We start from the raw sequence: 16,272 nt of genomic DNA on the forward strand, positions 1-16,272 counted from the left end.
TTTTCTCCTAATTCTTTTAACTTTTGCCTGTTGTTGTACAGGTAAAGTATTTTTTGGCTTAAGCTCTTATAATCACAAACTCCAATCAAATATCCTGTCTTATCATTTATAATTACCTTAGATATGCCCCCAACATCTGTTGAAATGCTTGCTACATTCATAAGGGCACTTTCTAAAATAACATAGGGAAAAGACTCAGATATGCTGGTCAAAACATTTAAATCAATAGCATTAAAGAAAGAATAGTTATCTTTAACAAAGTCTAGAAAATAAATATTTTTCTCAAAATCCTTAATTTCTTTAAGCAAATTTTCCTTCTCTTCCCCTTCTCCTGCAATAAGAAAAATAATATCGGTGTTTTCTTTTAAGACTTCTTTGCAAGCGGCTATAAAAGTTTGGTGGTCCTTTACCTTGTCAAGCCTTGCAGCTATACCTACCAAGAACTCCCCATTATAATTAATATTATATCTTGAAAGAAAGTCTTCTTTGGGGATAAAATTAAATTTTTTATCCTTATCTATACCGTTATATAATACGAAAATTTTGTCTTTATTAAAATTTCTCTCAATAAGCATTTGCCTAAAAGAATCTGAAACAGTTATATAATAGTCAAAATATTTCAAAGCAACTTTATTTAAAGTTGTAAAGACAAGATTCTTATAAAATGAATCTTTAAAATCTAATTTATAATCAGAATGAATCGTAGTAATTACAGGAACTCTTATATATTTTTTTAAAAACATAACAATAAAATTTGCTCTGGCTCCATGAGCATGGATAATATCAAATTTTTCTCTATCAATCTCTTCTCTTAATTTTTTAACAACAGACATATCGGCCCTAGATTTTTGTGGAAAAACTTTGATGTTATAACCTAAATCTTTAGCCTCATCATAAAAAGAATCTTTAATGAAGCAAATTATTCTTGCATCTACAAGATTTTTTAAGCCCTTCATTAAAGAAAAAATATGAGTTTTGGCTCCGCCTGTATCTCCGCCACTAATTAAATGGAGAACTTTAATCATAACTCTCCTCCTTACTTAGATAAGTATATAATAAATTTCCATATATTTGTAGCTTTTTTATAAAAAAACACCCTAAAAAGGGTGCAATTAAAATAATCTATTTTATAATTTTTACTCTGTGGTTTATATCATTCTCTTTTTCCTTGGCTTGAGGCTCCTTTACAATACCACCAAATACAAGCTGAGCTAAAATTTTGTGATGGTCTTTAATATCAAATTTTTTCTTGAGGGCTTCATCAATTACTGGATTATAATGTTGAATAGAGGCTCCTAGTCCCATCTCTGTCAATCCTACCCATATGCTAAATTGTAACATGGCATTGGCTTGTTCAGCCCAACTTGGAAATCTATCCGCATAGTTTGGAAACTTATCTTGCAAAGATTTTACAACATTTTCATCAATAGAAAAAATAATTGTTCCATAGCCTGATTTAAAAGAATCTATCTTTTCTCTTGCAACTTTTCCACCAAATTCATCATATATACTATCCCAAAGTTCATCATGTTTTTGTCCTGTAAAAACTGCAAGTCTTTGTGATTTCATATTGAAGGCATCAGGCACAAGTTCAGTAGCCTCTTTTATAAAGTTAATAATTTCTTCTTCCGAAACTGGTATCTCCTTATTGATATTATAGTAACTTCTTCTTTTCTTTATTAAATCTATAAGCATCTTTTTTCCTCCCTGGTTAAATTAAATAATCTTATTTAATATGATACCCAAATAAAGCAGATTAAAACGGACCTTTGCCTTTAATATAGTTAATAAAATTTAAGTATTCTCTGATTAAATATTTTAAAATATATGGTGAATATTTATTAACTTATCTGTTTTATTATAAAATTTTTAAAAATTAATTAAAAAAAAGACTTGCAAATTTTTGATATTAGTGATTAAATGGTAGAGATAAAAATTAATATATAAAAATCAGTCCAAGAGTTGGACAAAGTCATGACCCTTGGTTCATGATTTTTTTTTGAGCATTTTTAAAGGGAGGATACAATGCCTAAAAAATCTATTAAGAAAACTCTTGTTATTGGCTCTGGACCTATTGTTATTGGACAAGCTGCTGAATTTGACTATTCAGGGTCTCAAGCGATTGAATCTTTGAAATCTCTTGGAATTGAAACGGTTCTTATTAATTCTAACCCAGCAACAATAATGACAGATAAGAAAATGGCGGACAAAATTTATATTGAGCCCATAACCATTGACTTTATTGAGAAAATCATTAAAAAAGAAAAGCCTGACAGTCTTCTTGCTGCTATGGGTGGACAAACTGGTCTTAATATGGCAATGGAACTGGATAAGATGGGAATTTTGAAAAAGTACAATATTGAAGTCATAGGTACCGATATTGATGCCATAAAAAAAGGTGAAGATAGGGACATTTTCCGACAAACAATGAAAAAAATAAATCAACCTCTTGTAGAATCAGAAATTGTTACAAGCCTTGAAGAAGGAAAAAGATTGGCTGAAAAAATCGGTTTTCCACTTGTTGTTCGTCCAGCCTATACTTTAGGTGGAACTGGCGGAGGTTTTGCCAATAATGAAGAAGAATTAGAGGAAATATTAAAGCATGGTTTAAAAATTTCTCCTGTATCTCAAGTTCTTTTGGAAAAATCCATAAAAGGATATATGGAAATAGAATTTGAAGTAATTAGAGATGGTGCTGGTAATAGCTTAATAATTTGTGATATGGAAAATGTTGACCCTGTCGGTGTTCATACTGGTGATTCTATAGTTGTTGCACCATGTCAAAGTCTTAAAAAAGAAGTGCTTGATAAGTTAAAGAAAGCTTCAATAGATATTGTAAATGAAGTTGGTGTTAAGGGCGCATGTAACGTTCAACTTGCTCTTAATCCAAAAACTTACGATTATTATGTAATAGAAATTAATCCTAGAGTTTCTCGTTCATCAGCTCTAGCATCTAAAGCAACTGGTTATCCAATTGCAAAAGTTGCAACAAAAATTGCAACAGGTTTAAATCTTGATGAAATCTCATGTCCTAATGGTGAAAATCTTTTATCTTTCACCCCAAATCCTGATTATGTTGTTGTTAAATTCCCTAAGTGGCCTTTCGATAAATTCAAATTCGCTAAGAGAAAATTAGGCACTAAGATGATGGCTACTGGCGAAGTTATGGCTATCGGCTCTAATTTTGAAGAGGCTCTTTTGAAAGGTATCCGTTCCCTTGAAATCAAAAAATATTCTCTTGAAAATGAATTTTCAGAAGAAAAAACTTTAGAAGAACTTAAAAAAAGAATTGCATTTGCCGATGATGAAAGAATTTTTGATATGGCAGAAATCTTGCGTCGAGGCTATGATATAAAAGAAGTAGAAAAAGCTACAGGAATTGTTCCTTATTTTGTAGAAAAAATCAAATGGATTGTCGACCAAGAAGAAAAACTTAAAAAGCTCAATATAAATGACTTATCTGAAGAATATTTGTCAAATCTTAAGGGTCATGGTTTCAGTGATAAGGCTATAGGAAATTTTTTAAAAGTATCAGAAGAAACTATCAGAAATTTAAGAAAAAAATACAATATTATGCCTTCATATATACCTGTAGACACAAGTCATTTTAGAGAAAAAGAGTCTTACTACTATTCTTCCTATGAAAAAAAGGCTCAAATAAAAATTTCTCAAAAAGATAAGGTAGTGGTTCTAGGTGCAGGTCCTATAAGAATTGGTCAAGGTATAGAATTTGATTATGCATCAGTTCATGCAATAAAATCTCTTGAAAAGCTAAATTACACAACAATAATCATAAATAATAATCCTGAAACAGTTTCTACAGATTTTGACATTTCAGACAGGCTATACTTTGAACCTGAAACTGAAGAAGACGTATTAAATATCTTGGAACTTGAAAAACCTCTCGGAGTTATACTTCAATTTGGCGGACAAACTGCTATTAAACTTGCAGAATTTTTAGATTCCAAGGGTATTAAAATTTTGGGTACTGATTTTGATAATATTGATAAGGCTGAAGACAGAGAAAGGTTTGAAGAACTTTTAAATTCTCTTAATATAAATAGACCCAAGGGAGGCGGAGTTTCTTCTGTAGAAGAAGGAATTAAACTTGCTAATAAATTAAAATACCCCCTATTAGTTCGCCCTTCTTATGTCCTTGGCGGCAAGGGTATGGAAATAACCCATGATGAAGACCAATTAAAAAAATATTTAAAGGCGGCTTTCAAAGAAGATAGCAAGAATCCAGTACTGATAGATAAATATTTATTAGGTAGGGAAATCGAAGTAGATGCAATTTGTGATGGTCAAGATATTCTTATACCAGGAATCATGGAACACTTAGAAAGAGCTGGCGTCCACTCAGGAGATTCCATTTCAATCTACCCCGCTGATAAATTAAGCAAAAAATCTAAGGAAAAAATTCTTGATTATACTAAAAAAATAGCTAAAGGTCTCAAGGCTTTAGGTATGATAAATATTCAATTCATAGAATATATGGATGATATTTATATAATTGAAGTTAATCCGAGGGCATCAAGAACTGTTCCCTATATATCAAAAGTTTCAGGTATTCCAATAGTTGAGCTTGCAACTCGTGCCATTATGGGCGAAAAATTAAAGGATATGGGCTTTGGAGTAGGATTATACAAAGAACCAAAACTATATGCAGTTAAAGTTCCAGTTTTCTCAATGTCAAAACTTGCCAGAGTTGAAATTTCTCTAGGACCTGAAATGAAATCAACAGGAGAAGTTTTGGGAATAGGAAAGACAATTTCAGAAGCTTTGTATAAAGGATTTTTAGCTTCCGGCACATCAATGCAAGATGATAAGAAGAAAGTTCTTGCAACAGTAAATGATAACGACAAGAAAGAATTTTTATCCATAGCTAAAATTATGAATGACTTGGGCTACAGTTTCTACGCAACAGAAGGTACAGGAAAAATGTTGGAAGAAAATAACATTCCTGTTACAAAAATAAACAGATTGACAGAATCTCATCCAAATATTATTGATATAATCGAAAATAACCAAGTAGATTTAGTAGTGAATACACCAACTAAGGGTGGAGATTCCAAACGTGATGGCTTTAAAATAAGAAGAACTGCCATTGAATGTGGAGTTGATATAGTTACAAGCCTTGACACACTTCTAGCTAGAGTTAAGGTTAAAAATGAAGGATATAAAGAAGATAATCTAAATATTTATGAACTTGAAGAATTAGGAAATTAATAATTTTAAATTATTAATTCCTAAACAATTTATAATTTTTTAAAATTTTCTAGGAGGAAATTATTGCGATTAGTGGTGAATTTTCCTCCTAGAATTTTTTTATTTAAGCTATAATTTTTTCCATAAAAAATATGGTTTAAATAATAAGACATAAAACACATATAAATAATTAATATTCACGGTAACTTTTTATAAATACCTAATTACAACAGAAACTGAAAAAGTGCTGATGATTTCCCATCAACACTTTCTGTTATATAGTATAAATTTTTGACAACATAACTATCAAAAAAAGGTAAAAAAGAGTAGCTATTAGCTACTCTTAGATATTACATATTATTTAATTGAACCATTTCAGAGAATGTTTCAAGTTGAGTTCTAACTTGACCGAAGTCTGTCATTTGTTGGTCATAACCCATTTTAATTAGTGGAATTGCTTCTTTTTCAAATGCTTGTTTTAATGAAGGATATTCCATTTCTTCTGTATCGTTGAAGTTCATCATAAATAATAAACATCCATCAGCATCGTTATCAATTGCTAGATCAACAACATATTTTGGTCTTTTCCAAATATCTGGGTCATAAAGAATTGGATCTTCATCCATTCTAGCAAATTGGTCAGCAAGTGCATACATTGGATCTTCAATAGAAGTATCAACATCAATTTTTAATGCTCTTGATTCGTGAGCAACATCATCAGCAACTACACAAATATTGAAATCATCTAAAACTTCCAATAATCCTTGGTTGTCACAAATAATACCTGAAGTTACAACTCTTGGTCCTAGATTTTCTTCTTCTGGAAGAGCCTTTAATTTTTCATTAAGTTCTTTAAGTAATGTATTATATTCATCTTTTAGCATAAAGTATGCAGCTTTTAAAACATAGCATCTATCAGAAGCTTTAACTGTTTGTGAATGACTTCCAACAAGTTTTATAAATTCTCTTTTTAATCTTCTGTTTTCATTATATACTTCAAAAGCTTTCTTTAAATTTTCATCAGTTATTTTTACATCACAAATTTCTTCTAGTCTTTTTCTAGCACTTTCAAATAATTTTGCATTGTAAATTTTTCCAAACTCTTCTTTTCTGTGTTGAGCATGATTTAAGAATACCATAGGAATTTTTCTACCAACAGAAACTTTATAGTTTTGTGATAATGGTCTTAATGTATCATCAAGTGTTGTAAGCATACAAGCACTTAATCCGTCAAGAGTTCCATCAAGTCCCATTTCAAGGCATCTTAAGGCTAGTGAATAATAGAAAGTTGGGAAATATTCTTTTGCCTTATCAATAGGTCCAATTCCTCCCCAAACTCCCATTGGTACAAGACCGCCAGCATAAATAATTTCTTCAGGTGCATAATAAGGCCAAACTCCAACAGCTTTTTTGCCTTGAGCAATATAGTTGTCAAGTTGTTCCCTTGGATTATCTGCAATATGTTTTAATTTTTCTAATAATTCTTTTATTTCAGCCATAATACACCCCATTAAATTGTAGTCTTAGACCAGTCAGTTTCTTTAGTGTTATCGAAGTTTGTATAAACATCTTCACCAGCTGCAAGTCTTTTTTGCTTTCTTTCTTCCATGATTTCAACTAGACCTTGTACTCTTGTCTTGTATTGTTCTTCAGAGAAGTTTCTTTCGTCAGCTTGGTCACCATCAAAGTGAACTACTGGTACATCAAGGTCTTCCTTCCATCTTCTTTCGATTTCAGGCATTGCTCCTGACCAAGGTTTACATGACCTGTTGTAGTTAACTAAAGCTCCAGAAATACCATTTTCTTTAGCCATAGTTTCTCTCCATTCAACACCATCTTCTATACATACTGAACATGGAGCCTTGCAATATGCAGCAGCCATAGAACGAACGTCTGTATATTGGAAACCAAATGCTGGAGCATAAACTACAGCTGTTACGTTTATACCATTTTCTTGTAAAGGTTTAAATAATGCCTTTAATGCTGGCCAACAAGGAATACCTTCAAATAGGATCCTGTGTTCTTCAGGATATTCCCAAGTAGAAGTTCCTTCTCTTACTGATTGTTCATATTCTTCTGCTAAAAGTTCAAAACCTTCTGCAGCATCAATTTCACATCTAGCAGCAACTATATCTGCCATGTGGTTAAATAAGTCAAATCCAGAAAGTGGAGATGGTTTGTAAGCCATATAGGAACAAGCTTTTAACCAAGCTGCTGCTGTTCTATTTGCAATCTTACAAGTTTCTTCAAATTTCTTTTCATCAAATTTTTTGCCTGTTAATTTTTCAAGTTCCTTTATCGCATATTGGAATTGTCCAACTAGATAGTCAACTTTTTCTTCAGGAACATCAACAGTATTTTGGAATGGAATATCAACCATAATCATAGGAATATTATGCATTCTAGCAATATTTTCATACCACTTTGTCATCATGTTACAGATATTGTTGCAACATAAAACAAAGTCAGGTTGTGGCATCTTTCTTGAGTCAGTAGGTTCTCCTGCTGCAAAAGCAAGACTTATTCTTGCATAACCACAAATATCATTGTCATATCCCATATCTTCAGCAGTTTGACATAATCTCAATCCATCTTTTTTAGCCGCTGTTGTTGCAGCGTGGTTTTCAGGATAAGTAACATTTAAGTCGAAAGCTTTTGCAAGTTCAATAGGAAACTTTGATGATGACCAACCAACAAGCTCTCCCCTTGCCTTAGCATCCCATGCTGCTCCATATACTCTATCTACTACACCTCTTAATACTGCTGCTGCGGGTTTATGACCTTCTATTGGTCTTGGTTTTTTACCCGGTATTTTTTCAATTACTTTTCCAGACATATTTCCCTCCTAATCATGCCTTAACTCTAGCTTTTTTTCTAGCTTCTAGTTTATATTTTTGATAACCAAACAAAGCTGCCCCTAAAGCTCCATTTAGTTGACATAAAGGTGACGTTAAAATTTTATGACCAGTATTTTCACTTAAAGCTCTGACCATACCCTTGTTAAGCGCCACTCCTCCTGTAAAAACTATATCATCTCTTAGTCCTACACGTTTAGCAAGAGAACCCACTCTTGAGGCTATAGCATCATGAATTCCCCTAACAATATCTTCTATCTTAGTTCCGCTTGCAAGTTGTGAAATAACTTCTGATTCAGCGAAAACTGTACACGTTGAAGAGATACCTACTTGTTTTGTGGACTTTGCATCTAAATTTTGAAGTTCTGATACATCAACTTCTAAAACTCTGGCAATTACATCAAGAAATCTTCCTGTTCCTGCCGCACACTTGTCATTCATAACGAAATTTTCAAGCATACCTCCATCGCCAATTTTTAGAGCCTTAGCATCTTGACCTCCAATATCAATAATTGTTCTAACATTTGGGAACAAAAAATATGCACCCTTTGCGTGGCATGACAATTCTGACATTTGGTAATCAGCTTCTTCAAGCGAATTTCTACCATAACCTGTAGCCATCACATAAGCAACGTCATCTCTAGTTATTTTTGCATTTTCAAGAACTTCTTTGATTGCCCTGGCAGGTCCACTGGTTCCAGCCCCTACATCTATACATGAGGAAGCAACGATTTCTTTTCCGTTTTTTAATATTACACTTTTTGAAGCAGTTGACCCAACATCAACACCCATTGTTAAAACATCACTCATTTAATCCCCTCTTTTTATAAAAAATTACAAAAGATTAACCTAATTACAAATATATTCTACTATGTATATTTATTTTTGTCAAAATTCTAAATGATGGAATTAGGCACTTTACCCCATTTGTGCCAATAATTTTAATTCTTTTGTTAAGATTTTAATAAATTTTTCATACATTGATTAACTTTTAGTCAAAAATATCGTAATATAATGTAAAAAAAATAATAAGGCGAACATAATCGCCCTATTATTAATTTTTTCAATATATTAATATTTTATTTAATATTATTTATTCTGTCATAATCTCTTATAACTCTTGGAGTTAACATTTGATGAACTGGACAAATTGAATCAGGATCTTGATAACAGCTTTCTGTGAATGCTATTATATAATTTCTCCAAAGATTCATGTTAACAACTTCATCTACAAGACCCATTTGACCACAAGCCATTGGTCTTGATTTATTGATATAATCTTGAATTAATTCATTCATCTTATCAATAGTTGGTTGAAGATCTTTTCCAGCTTTCTTATCTTTAACAAGTCTTCTAGAGTACATTGCATTAGCGGCTGTTTCTCCATTCATTACGTTGATTTCAGTAGCTGCACAGCCTAGTGAAAATGCGTTTGTATCATTTCCTTGAGGTCCACCAAGTACATAGTGGGCAGCAGCAGTACCTTTTCTCATTGTAATTTCCAATTGAGGAAGTCCAGAATTTTGAATTGAATAAATAAGTGATTGACCAAGACCTAACAATTCAGCCTTTTCTGCATCATCACCAACATCAATACCTGTAGTATCTTGTAACCACACAATTGGTAATCTATCCCTTGCACATAAAGTAACAAATTCATTCATCTTGATAAGACCTTGTCTGTAAAGCTTTCCGCCCATACCAACTGATTTTTCTTTATATTCAGGATAGTTTAATAATAGACCTTGAACATTTGCTACAACTCCAACTAATAGACCATTAACTTTTGCAAGTCCTGTAACCATTTCTGGTCCATAGCCTTTCTTGTATTCCATAAATTCAGAACCATCGAATAATCTAGCTATAACATCATAAACATCATAAGCTCTCTTTGTATTCATTGGAATAATTGAATAAATGTCATCTGCTGAATATAATGGAAGTTTTGGTGTATCAACTCTGAAGAATTCAGGATCATATTTTGGTAACATACTTAAATATTTTCTGATTCCTTCTAATACTCCTTCTTCTTCAGCGTAGCATTCTCTGAAGAATCCTGTTTGTGAGAAGTGGATTCCAACAGATCCTGGAGGAGCAACCTTTTTAGCATTTGCTGTTTGTTCAGCTATTTGTTCAGCATATTCTTCATCTATAAATCCCTTTGGATTCATACCACCTAATATACCTGCTCCACCAACAGCCATATTTGCATCTTTGTGTGCAATAAGAATTGTTGGAGAAATAGAGTGGTATCCACCACCTGCTGGGTTAGTACCATAAATACCAACTATTACAGGAACTCCTAATTGATTTAATCTTGAATTTCTATAGAATGGAGTACCGCCTCCACGTCTATTTGGATATACTTTTTCTTGTTCGTCAAGTTTTACACCTGAACAATTTAATATATAAACAAGTGGTATTCTTAAACGTTCTGCAGTATCTGAACCACGTAACAAGTTTTCAGCTTGTCCTGGAATCCATGCACCTGCAAGTTTTTTGTTATCACTTGCTATTATATAAACCCATCTTCCGTCAACCTTAGCTAATCCTTTAATGATTCCTGTTGTGCCGTGAGAGTTTCCTCCTGGGTTATATAATGAATTTAGTGGGCACCAAGTACCTTCATCAATAAGCTCAGCAATTCTTTGAAGTGCTGTCATTTCCCCTCTTTCGTTTACTTTTTCATCAGGTTTACCTGCTTTAAGAGAGTTTTCAATGTGTTCTCTTATTTCATTTTCAACTGCAAGAAGTTCATCTCTATTAGCTTCATCAACTTTTTTTATTGGTGCGCCTATTGTTTTCATATTTTGAAAATATGAACCTAGTGAATATTGACCCATAATATCTCCTTTATTCTTCTACTGGTTTTTTAATGAATGCTTCGCCTGGATCTATTACTTCTCTGATTAATTTAATTACATCTTCTGATGGTGCTTCAAGTTCTACTGCACGTGAAACATCAATATCAAATCCAGTATTTTCAATTACTTCTTCTGGTGAAGATGTTGGATAATATCCTGCTAAATACATTCTCTTAGTTTTTTCATCAAATTTTAAGATTCCAAGGTCTGTAACTACCATTTGTGGACCAACGTTTCCTGGAATTCCAACTCTTTCACGTCCACCAGGACCATCTATCCAGCCTGGGCTAGTTACATAGTCAATTTTATTCATGAATCTTCTTTTTTGATGTTGCATCATTATAATAGTATTAACATATGTTGCAATACCATTAGCTCCACCTGAGCCTGTAAATCTAGTTTTTGGATGGTTATAATCTCCAATAACAGTTGAGTTTACATTTCCATAGGGATCGATTTGTGCTCCGCCTATAAATGCTATCATTCTCTTTTTGTCATGTTTATATTCATTAGCTTGGAATCCTACATAAGTTGCATTTGTCCAGTGAACAGCTGCATGAGCCATAAATCTGTTATCACCAACTGATCTTGGTACTTCTATAGGATTACAATCCATAAGACCAGATTCCACAATTAGATAACAATCAGGTGCATACACTGCTTTTGCAAGTGAAGCTCCAATTAGTGGAAGTCCAGTACCAACTATTGCAATATTTCCATCTTTGATTTGTTTTGCAATAGTAACAGCTTGCATTTCTTTGTTAGTATAATTATCATATCTAGGCATTATTTTACCTCCTTCTTCAATACGTCAGTAGCGTATCCAAATCCCGGAGTATTCTTTAAGTTGATTAATCTATTTGCTCCAAGTTTTTCTAGATATTCTTCATGGTCTTTAACTCCATAAACCCATTCATCTAGGAATTTATCAAAATCTTCTTGTGTCTTAGAAACTTTATCATACATCTTATAGAAATCTGCATCATAGTCATAATATCCATATATTTGAGATGGATGAGAACCATGTGGGCAATGTACAACTGCATCAACACAGAAACCTGGAATCTTATTATCATCGCTTCCGTGGTTCTTAATATATTCATCAGAAACAAGTTCTTCGCAAGTTACAATAACTTTTCTTGCTGCAATTGCTATATCAACATCATGGAATGTATTTCCTAGTATTCTTGTAGTTCCATCTGGAGATGCCATTTGAACGTGAATAATTGCAGTATCAATTTCTGGTACTGGAGCAGCTACCACTTTTTCACCCTTCTTAAAAGGATTTTCTACATAAACGAATTTATCATTTGGTAACTTTTCAACTTTTTCTCTTTGTTCTTTTGATATTCCCCATTTGTCAGCTAAGTCGGAACCCATCATTAGCTTTACTGGTAAAAATGGTAGACCCAAAGCTGCAGCATGAATTCTTTGCATTTCAACGTCTTGAGAATAGTCTTCCATAAGAAGAGTTCCTTGTTCAATTGCTGCTCTAAATCTTCTTGATACATTAGTATAACCGCTGTTAGCTGTATAGCAATTTATGTATGCTTTAACTCTTCCAGCTCCTATTAATGTATCCCAATCTCCTCCAGCCGGACCTGCTTCAACTATAAAATCCTTTTGTCCTTGACGAAGAATTTCGTTAACAGCAGCGTATGGCTTTCTATTAGTTGTAAATCCACCAAGGGATATTACATCGCCATCTTCAACAAATTTGCTAATGGCGTCTTTTAGTTCCATAACTTTACTCAAAAGTATAACCTCCTCAAAATTTTCTTGTGTTATAAATAAACTTCACAATTGAAGTATTATTACATCTTAAATAGCAGTAAGAATACACCTGCAGCTACTGCAGATCCAATAACTCCTGCTACGTTTGGTCCCATTGCGTGCATTAGTAAGAAGTTTGTAGGATTATATTTTCTACCTTCAACTTGAGATACTCTGGCTGCCATTGGTACTGCAGATACACCTGCTGAACCGATCAATGGATTAATTTTTCCACCAGTTATATAATATAATACTTTACCGAATAAAACTCCTCCTGCTGTTGCACAACAGAATGCGAATAAACCAAGTCCTATAATCATTAATGTTTCTTTTGCTAAGAAATTATTTCCTTCCGCTGTTGCTCCAACAGTTAAACCTAACATTATTGTTACTATATTCATTAATGCGTTTTGTGCAGTATCTGAAAGTCTATCAGTTAAGCCTGTTTCTTTAAATAAGTTACCAAGCATTAATAGACCTAATAGTGGTGCTACATCTGGAAGCAATAATGCTGTAAATACTACTACGACAACTGGGAATATAACTTTTTCAGTTTTAGAAACCTGTCTCAAAGCAACCATCTTTGTTTCTCTTTCTTTTTTAGTAGTAAGTGCTTTCATAATTGGTGGTTGAATCATAGGAATCAAAGCCATATATGAATATGCAGCTACTGCAATTGGTGCTAATAAGTGTGGTGCTAAATTTGATGTTGTAAATATTGCTGTAGGTCCGTCAGCTCCACCGATTATACCGATTGATGCGGCTTCTTGTGGTGAAAATCCTAAAGCAATAGCTAGAAGAAATGCACAATATATTCCGATTTGTGCTGCTGATCCTAATAATAATGAAATAGGGTTAGCGATTAATGGTCCAAAGTCAGTCATTGAGCCTACGCCCATAAATATTAGACATGGGAATAAGTTTGCCTTAACACCATTATACATAATTGCTAAAACTCCTGAACTTTGCCAGGGTTCAGCTGTATCCATAAGTCCTGCCAAAGGCAAGTTTCTAAGTAACATACCAAATGCAATTGGAACCAATAGTAATGGTTCAAATTCTTTTTTAATGGCTAAGTACAAAAGTATAAATGAAATCAAAAACATTATACCATTTTGTACAGTTAAATTAGCAAAACCTGACTCGGCAAGGATTCCTTGTAAGGTCCTTATAAGCATTTTCTACCTCCTAAAAATTACTTAACTGTTGCAAGTAATGCGTCTGTATCAACAGTTTGTCCAACAGAAACGCTTAAGCTTACTGTTCCAGCAATTGGAGCTACGATTTCATTTTCCATCTTCATAGCTTCAAGAATAAGTATTACATCTCCAGCTTCTACATGAGCTCCATTATCAGCTATAACTTTTAGAATTTTTCCTGGCATTGGTGAAACAACTTCTCCATCTGCTCCTGAACCGCTAGCTGCTGGTGCTGGTGCTGCAGCTGGTGCTGGTGCTGCTGGTGCTGCAGCTGGTGCTGGTTGTGCTTGTTGTTGTACAGGTTGTGCTTGTGGTTGGAAAGCTCCTGCAGCGTTTAATGAACCTGGTGTAAGTGATTGATATCCTCCACCAACTTTTTCTACTTCAACTTCAAATATTTTTCCATCTACTTTTACTTGATACTTCATAATAATTCCCCTTCTTTTTTATTTTTTTTACTTTACTTAACTTCATTAATTGAGACTATTCTAAAATTCTCAACTCTTCCTCTTTGTTCTTGACTGACAGCTCCTACTACTGCAGCTATTAGTTTAGGGTCTGTACCCTTATTTTGTGGTGCAGCTTGTGTTTTAACTTGTTGCTTATTTGCTGAACCTCCCTTTGGTGGTTCCTTAACAAAACCATTTAAAACAGCTGATACTATTTTAATTGCTATAGCTAAGAATACTAATGATAAAAATACTACCACTATACCTGTTAATGATACTCCAAAAGCCTCAGCAATTGTCATAGTTTCCTTTCCCCACATAATCACACCTCCTATTATTTCATATTACGGAATAAGTTCCAATATGATTATTATATCAAAATCTAAAATTTTAATCAATTAAATATGTAGATTACATTAGAACTATATGCCAATTATTATACATTAATTTCACCTTTATTTAAAGACTTCAAGCCATTTGACTAAGTTGTTAGCTAAATAAAATTTAATAATTATTTTCTAATAACTTACACTTTGTAACAATATGAACAAATAATGCTACATTTTATTTAAAAAATTCTACAATTTTTAAATAATATTTCTATAAGTGTTATTATTTAAATTTACTTACAATAAAAAAGAGCTATAAAAGCTCTTTTAATATTAACCTGGTGGCCAGTTGAAACTTCTTCCTCCCAAAAGGTGAAAATGAAGATGTTTTACGCTTTGACCTCCTTCTTCTCCAATATTTGATACAAGTCTATAACCATTTTCAAGTTTATTTTCTTTTGCAAGTTTTTTTGCAACTAAAAATATATGACCTACAAGTTCCTTATCAGTTTCTTCTAATTCATCAACAGATTTTATGTGTCTTTTTGGAATAATAAGTATATGAACGGGTGCTTCGGGATTTACATCTTTAAAAGCATAAACATCATTATCTTCATAAACTTTTTCTGATGGTATTTGACCTTTTACTATATTACAAAATAAGCAGTCCATACTATCCTCCTTTCTAATTTAATTTATATTATAATTCTTTATAGACAGATATAGTAGTTAATTATTTAGCTAGCCAAAAATTTCCACCAAAATCTCTTTCTTTTATAATTTCTTTCATTTCATAAGATTCCATATAATCATTGACACTATACTTAAAAGTCCTTTGTCCATAAATATCTTATAAATAATAGCCAAAGTTTTGGTCAAATTTATTTACTTTCATATTTGTTGACCTTCGCAAATTTTTGCCATTGCTTTTTGTGCTATTTCATTTTTTTGAAGTTTATCTTTTATTCTTAAAAGACAAATGCTGTGATCATGATTTTTAGCTACGCACTGATGCCTTCCAAAAAGTAATATGGAATGATGAGCTTGTTTCCAGTATTTATCAGGAATTTTTTTCATCATTTCTTCTTCTACTTGTAAAACATTCAAATCCTCTTTTACAAATTTTAATTTTTTGCAGATTCTGTTTACATGTGTATCTACTGCAAAGGCTGGAATATCAAAGGCATTTGCTAAGAGAACATTAGCAGTTTTTCTGCCCACTCCAGAAAGTGACATAAGCTCTTTTCTTGTACTAGGAACTTGACCGTTGAAATTTTCCAATAATTCTATGGATAATTCTTTCAAATATTTAGATTTATTCTTTGATAAGCCTATAGATTTTATTATCTCTTGAATTTCATTTACATCAGCATCAGCCATATCTTCAACTCTAGGGTATCTCTCAAATAATATAGGACTTATTTTATTTACTGATTTATCAGTAGTTTGCGCACTTAATACCACAGCACACAAAAGTTCGTAATTATTTTTAAATTCTAATTCCGGCTGATTTTGCGGATAAAGTTTTATCAAAGCTTTTAAAATTGCAAGAGCCTCTTCACTATTTAAAATCATATTTTCCATTTTTTCACCAA

At 32.6% G+C, this 16,272-nt stretch carries 14 protein-coding genes; 1 reads left to right on the top strand and 13 read right to left on the bottom strand.

Annotation, left to right across the window (positions count from 1 at the left end; all coding sequences use genetic code 11):
- Both HMPREF9131_RS01470 and HMPREF9131_RS01475 read right to left on the bottom strand, forming a co-directional pair.
- On the bottom strand, positions 1-1,025 hold a 1,025-nt coding region (locus HMPREF9131_RS01470), incomplete at its 3' end, for a glycosyltransferase family 4 protein (protein ID WP_009345042.1).
- Between the two features lie 97 nt (positions 1,026-1,122).
- Positions 1,123-1,695: a nitroreductase family protein gene (locus HMPREF9131_RS01475; protein ID WP_009345009.1), complete on the bottom strand. Its 573-nt coding sequence runs from the start codon at positions 1,693-1,695 to the stop codon at positions 1,123-1,125.
- Positions 1,696-2,025: 330 nt separating this feature from the next.
- Here HMPREF9131_RS01475 and carB point away from each other — a divergent pair, with 330 nt between their 5' ends.
- Positions 2,026-5,229, top strand: coding sequence for a carbamoyl-phosphate synthase large subunit (gene carB, locus HMPREF9131_RS01480; RefSeq protein ID WP_009345024.1), 3,204 nt, complete (start codon positions 2,026-2,028; stop codon positions 5,227-5,229).
- A 329-nt stretch (positions 5,230-5,558) separates the two neighbouring features.
- Here carB and HMPREF9131_RS01485 read toward each other — a convergent pair whose 3' ends face one another.
- The 11 genes from HMPREF9131_RS01485 to nth all read right to left on the bottom strand — a co-directional run bounded on the left by HMPREF9131_RS01485 (position 5,559) and on the right by nth (position 16,261).
- On the bottom strand, positions 5,559-6,707 hold the full coding sequence (locus tag HMPREF9131_RS01485) for a 2-hydroxyacyl-CoA dehydratase subunit D (RefSeq protein WP_009345038.1): 1,149 nt from the start codon (positions 6,705-6,707) through the stop codon (positions 5,559-5,561).
- 11 nt (positions 6,708-6,718) lie between these two features.
- On the bottom strand, positions 6,719-8,044 hold the full coding sequence (locus HMPREF9131_RS01490) for a 2-hydroxyacyl-CoA dehydratase subunit D (RefSeq protein ID WP_009344987.1): 1,326 nt from the start codon (positions 8,042-8,044) through the stop codon (positions 6,719-6,721).
- A 13-nt stretch (positions 8,045-8,057) separates the two neighbouring features.
- Positions 8,058-8,873 (bottom strand): acyl-CoA dehydratase activase, encoded by an 816-nt coding sequence (locus tag HMPREF9131_RS01495; RefSeq protein WP_009344995.1) that lies wholly within the window; start codon positions 8,871-8,873, stop codon positions 8,058-8,060.
- A gap of 269 nt (positions 8,874-9,142) precedes the next feature.
- Complete coding sequence (locus tag HMPREF9131_RS01500) at positions 9,143-10,906, bottom strand: acyl-CoA carboxylase subunit beta (protein WP_009345004.1); 1,764 nt, start codon at positions 10,904-10,906, stop codon at positions 9,143-9,145.
- 10 nt (positions 10,907-10,916) lie between these two features.
- Entirely contained in the window at positions 10,917-11,714 is a 798-nt protein-coding gene (gene gctB, locus HMPREF9131_RS01505; RefSeq protein ID WP_004825866.1) for a glutaconate CoA-transferase subunit B, read from the bottom strand.
- Positions 11,714-12,682, bottom strand: coding sequence for a glutaconate CoA-transferase subunit A (gene gctA / locus HMPREF9131_RS01510; RefSeq protein WP_009345017.1), 969 nt, complete (start codon positions 12,680-12,682; stop codon positions 11,714-11,716). Before gctA ends, gctB begins: the two co-directional genes overlap by 1 nt.
- Positions 12,683-12,741: 59 nt before the next feature.
- Positions 12,742-13,878, bottom strand: coding sequence for a sodium ion-translocating decarboxylase subunit beta (locus tag HMPREF9131_RS01515; RefSeq protein ID WP_009345022.1), 1,137 nt, complete (start codon positions 13,876-13,878; stop codon positions 12,742-12,744).
- A 17-nt stretch (positions 13,879-13,895) separates the two neighbouring features.
- Positions 13,896-14,327, bottom strand: a complete 432-nt coding sequence (locus HMPREF9131_RS01520; RefSeq protein WP_009345003.1) for a biotin/lipoyl-containing protein — start codon at positions 14,325-14,327, stop codon at positions 13,896-13,898.
- Between the two features lie 32 nt (positions 14,328-14,359).
- Positions 14,360-14,668: an OadG family protein gene (locus HMPREF9131_RS01525; RefSeq protein WP_004825924.1), complete on the bottom strand. Its 309-nt coding sequence runs from the start codon at positions 14,666-14,668 to the stop codon at positions 14,360-14,362.
- A gap of 342 nt (positions 14,669-15,010) precedes the next feature.
- The gene (locus tag HMPREF9131_RS01530) at positions 15,011-15,349 is read right to left on the bottom strand and encodes a histidine triad nucleotide-binding protein (protein WP_004825930.1); all 339 of its coding nucleotides are present in this window, start codon (positions 15,347-15,349) and stop codon (positions 15,011-15,013) included.
- A gap of 219 nt (positions 15,350-15,568) precedes the next feature.
- The gene (gene nth / locus HMPREF9131_RS01535; protein ID WP_009345005.1) at positions 15,569-16,261 is read right to left on the bottom strand and encodes an endonuclease III; all 693 of its coding nucleotides are present in this window, start codon (positions 16,259-16,261) and stop codon (positions 15,569-15,571) included.
- Positions 16,262-16,272: the final 11 nt, after the last annotated feature.

It is taken from the genome of Peptoniphilus sp. oral taxon 836 str. F0141, from assembly GCF_000179335.1.
Classification (GTDB): domain Bacteria; phylum Bacillota; class Clostridia; order Tissierellales; family Peptoniphilaceae; genus Peptoniphilus_A; species Peptoniphilus_A lacrimalis.

Bases quoted from the DNA above. Each gene is read 5' to 3' on its own strand.
- HMPREF9131_RS01520 (WP_009345003.1), bottom strand. From the start codon at position 14,327: ATGAAGTATCAAGTAAAAGTAGATGGAAAAATATTTGAAGTTGAAGTA.
- HMPREF9131_RS01525 (WP_004825924.1), bottom strand. From the start codon at position 14,668: ATGTGGGGAAAGGAAACTATGACAATTGCTGAGGCTTTTGGAGTATCA.
- HMPREF9131_RS01485 (WP_009345038.1), bottom strand. From the start codon at position 6,707: ATGGCTGAAATAAAAGAATTATTAGAAAAATTAAAACATATTGCAGAT.
- HMPREF9131_RS01515 (WP_009345022.1), bottom strand. From the start codon at position 13,878: ATGCTTATAAGGACCTTACAAGGAATCCTTGCCGAGTCAGGTTTTGCT.
- carB (WP_009345024.1), top strand. From the start codon at position 2,026: ATGCCTAAAAAATCTATTAAGAAAACTCTTGTTATTGGCTCTGGACCT.
- HMPREF9131_RS01475 (WP_009345009.1), bottom strand. From the start codon at position 1,695: ATGCTTATAGATTTAATAAAGAAAAGAAGAAGTTACTATAATATCAAT.
- HMPREF9131_RS01495 (WP_009344995.1), bottom strand. From the start codon at position 8,873: ATGAGTGATGTTTTAACAATGGGTGTTGATGTTGGGTCAACTGCTTCA.
- HMPREF9131_RS01530 (WP_004825930.1), bottom strand. From the start codon at position 15,349: ATGGACTGCTTATTTTGTAATATAGTAAAAGGTCAAATACCATCAGAA.
- nth (WP_009345005.1), bottom strand. From the start codon at position 16,261: ATGGAAAATATGATTTTAAATAGTGAAGAGGCTCTTGCAATTTTAAAA.
- gctB (WP_004825866.1), bottom strand. From the start codon at position 11,714: ATGCCTAGATATGATAATTATACTAACAAAGAAATGCAAGCTGTTACT.
- HMPREF9131_RS01490 (WP_009344987.1), bottom strand. From the start codon at position 8,044: ATGTCTGGAAAAGTAATTGAAAAAATACCGGGTAAAAAACCAAGACCA.
- HMPREF9131_RS01500 (WP_009345004.1), bottom strand. From the start codon at position 10,906: ATGGGTCAATATTCACTAGGTTCATATTTTCAAAATATGAAAACAATA.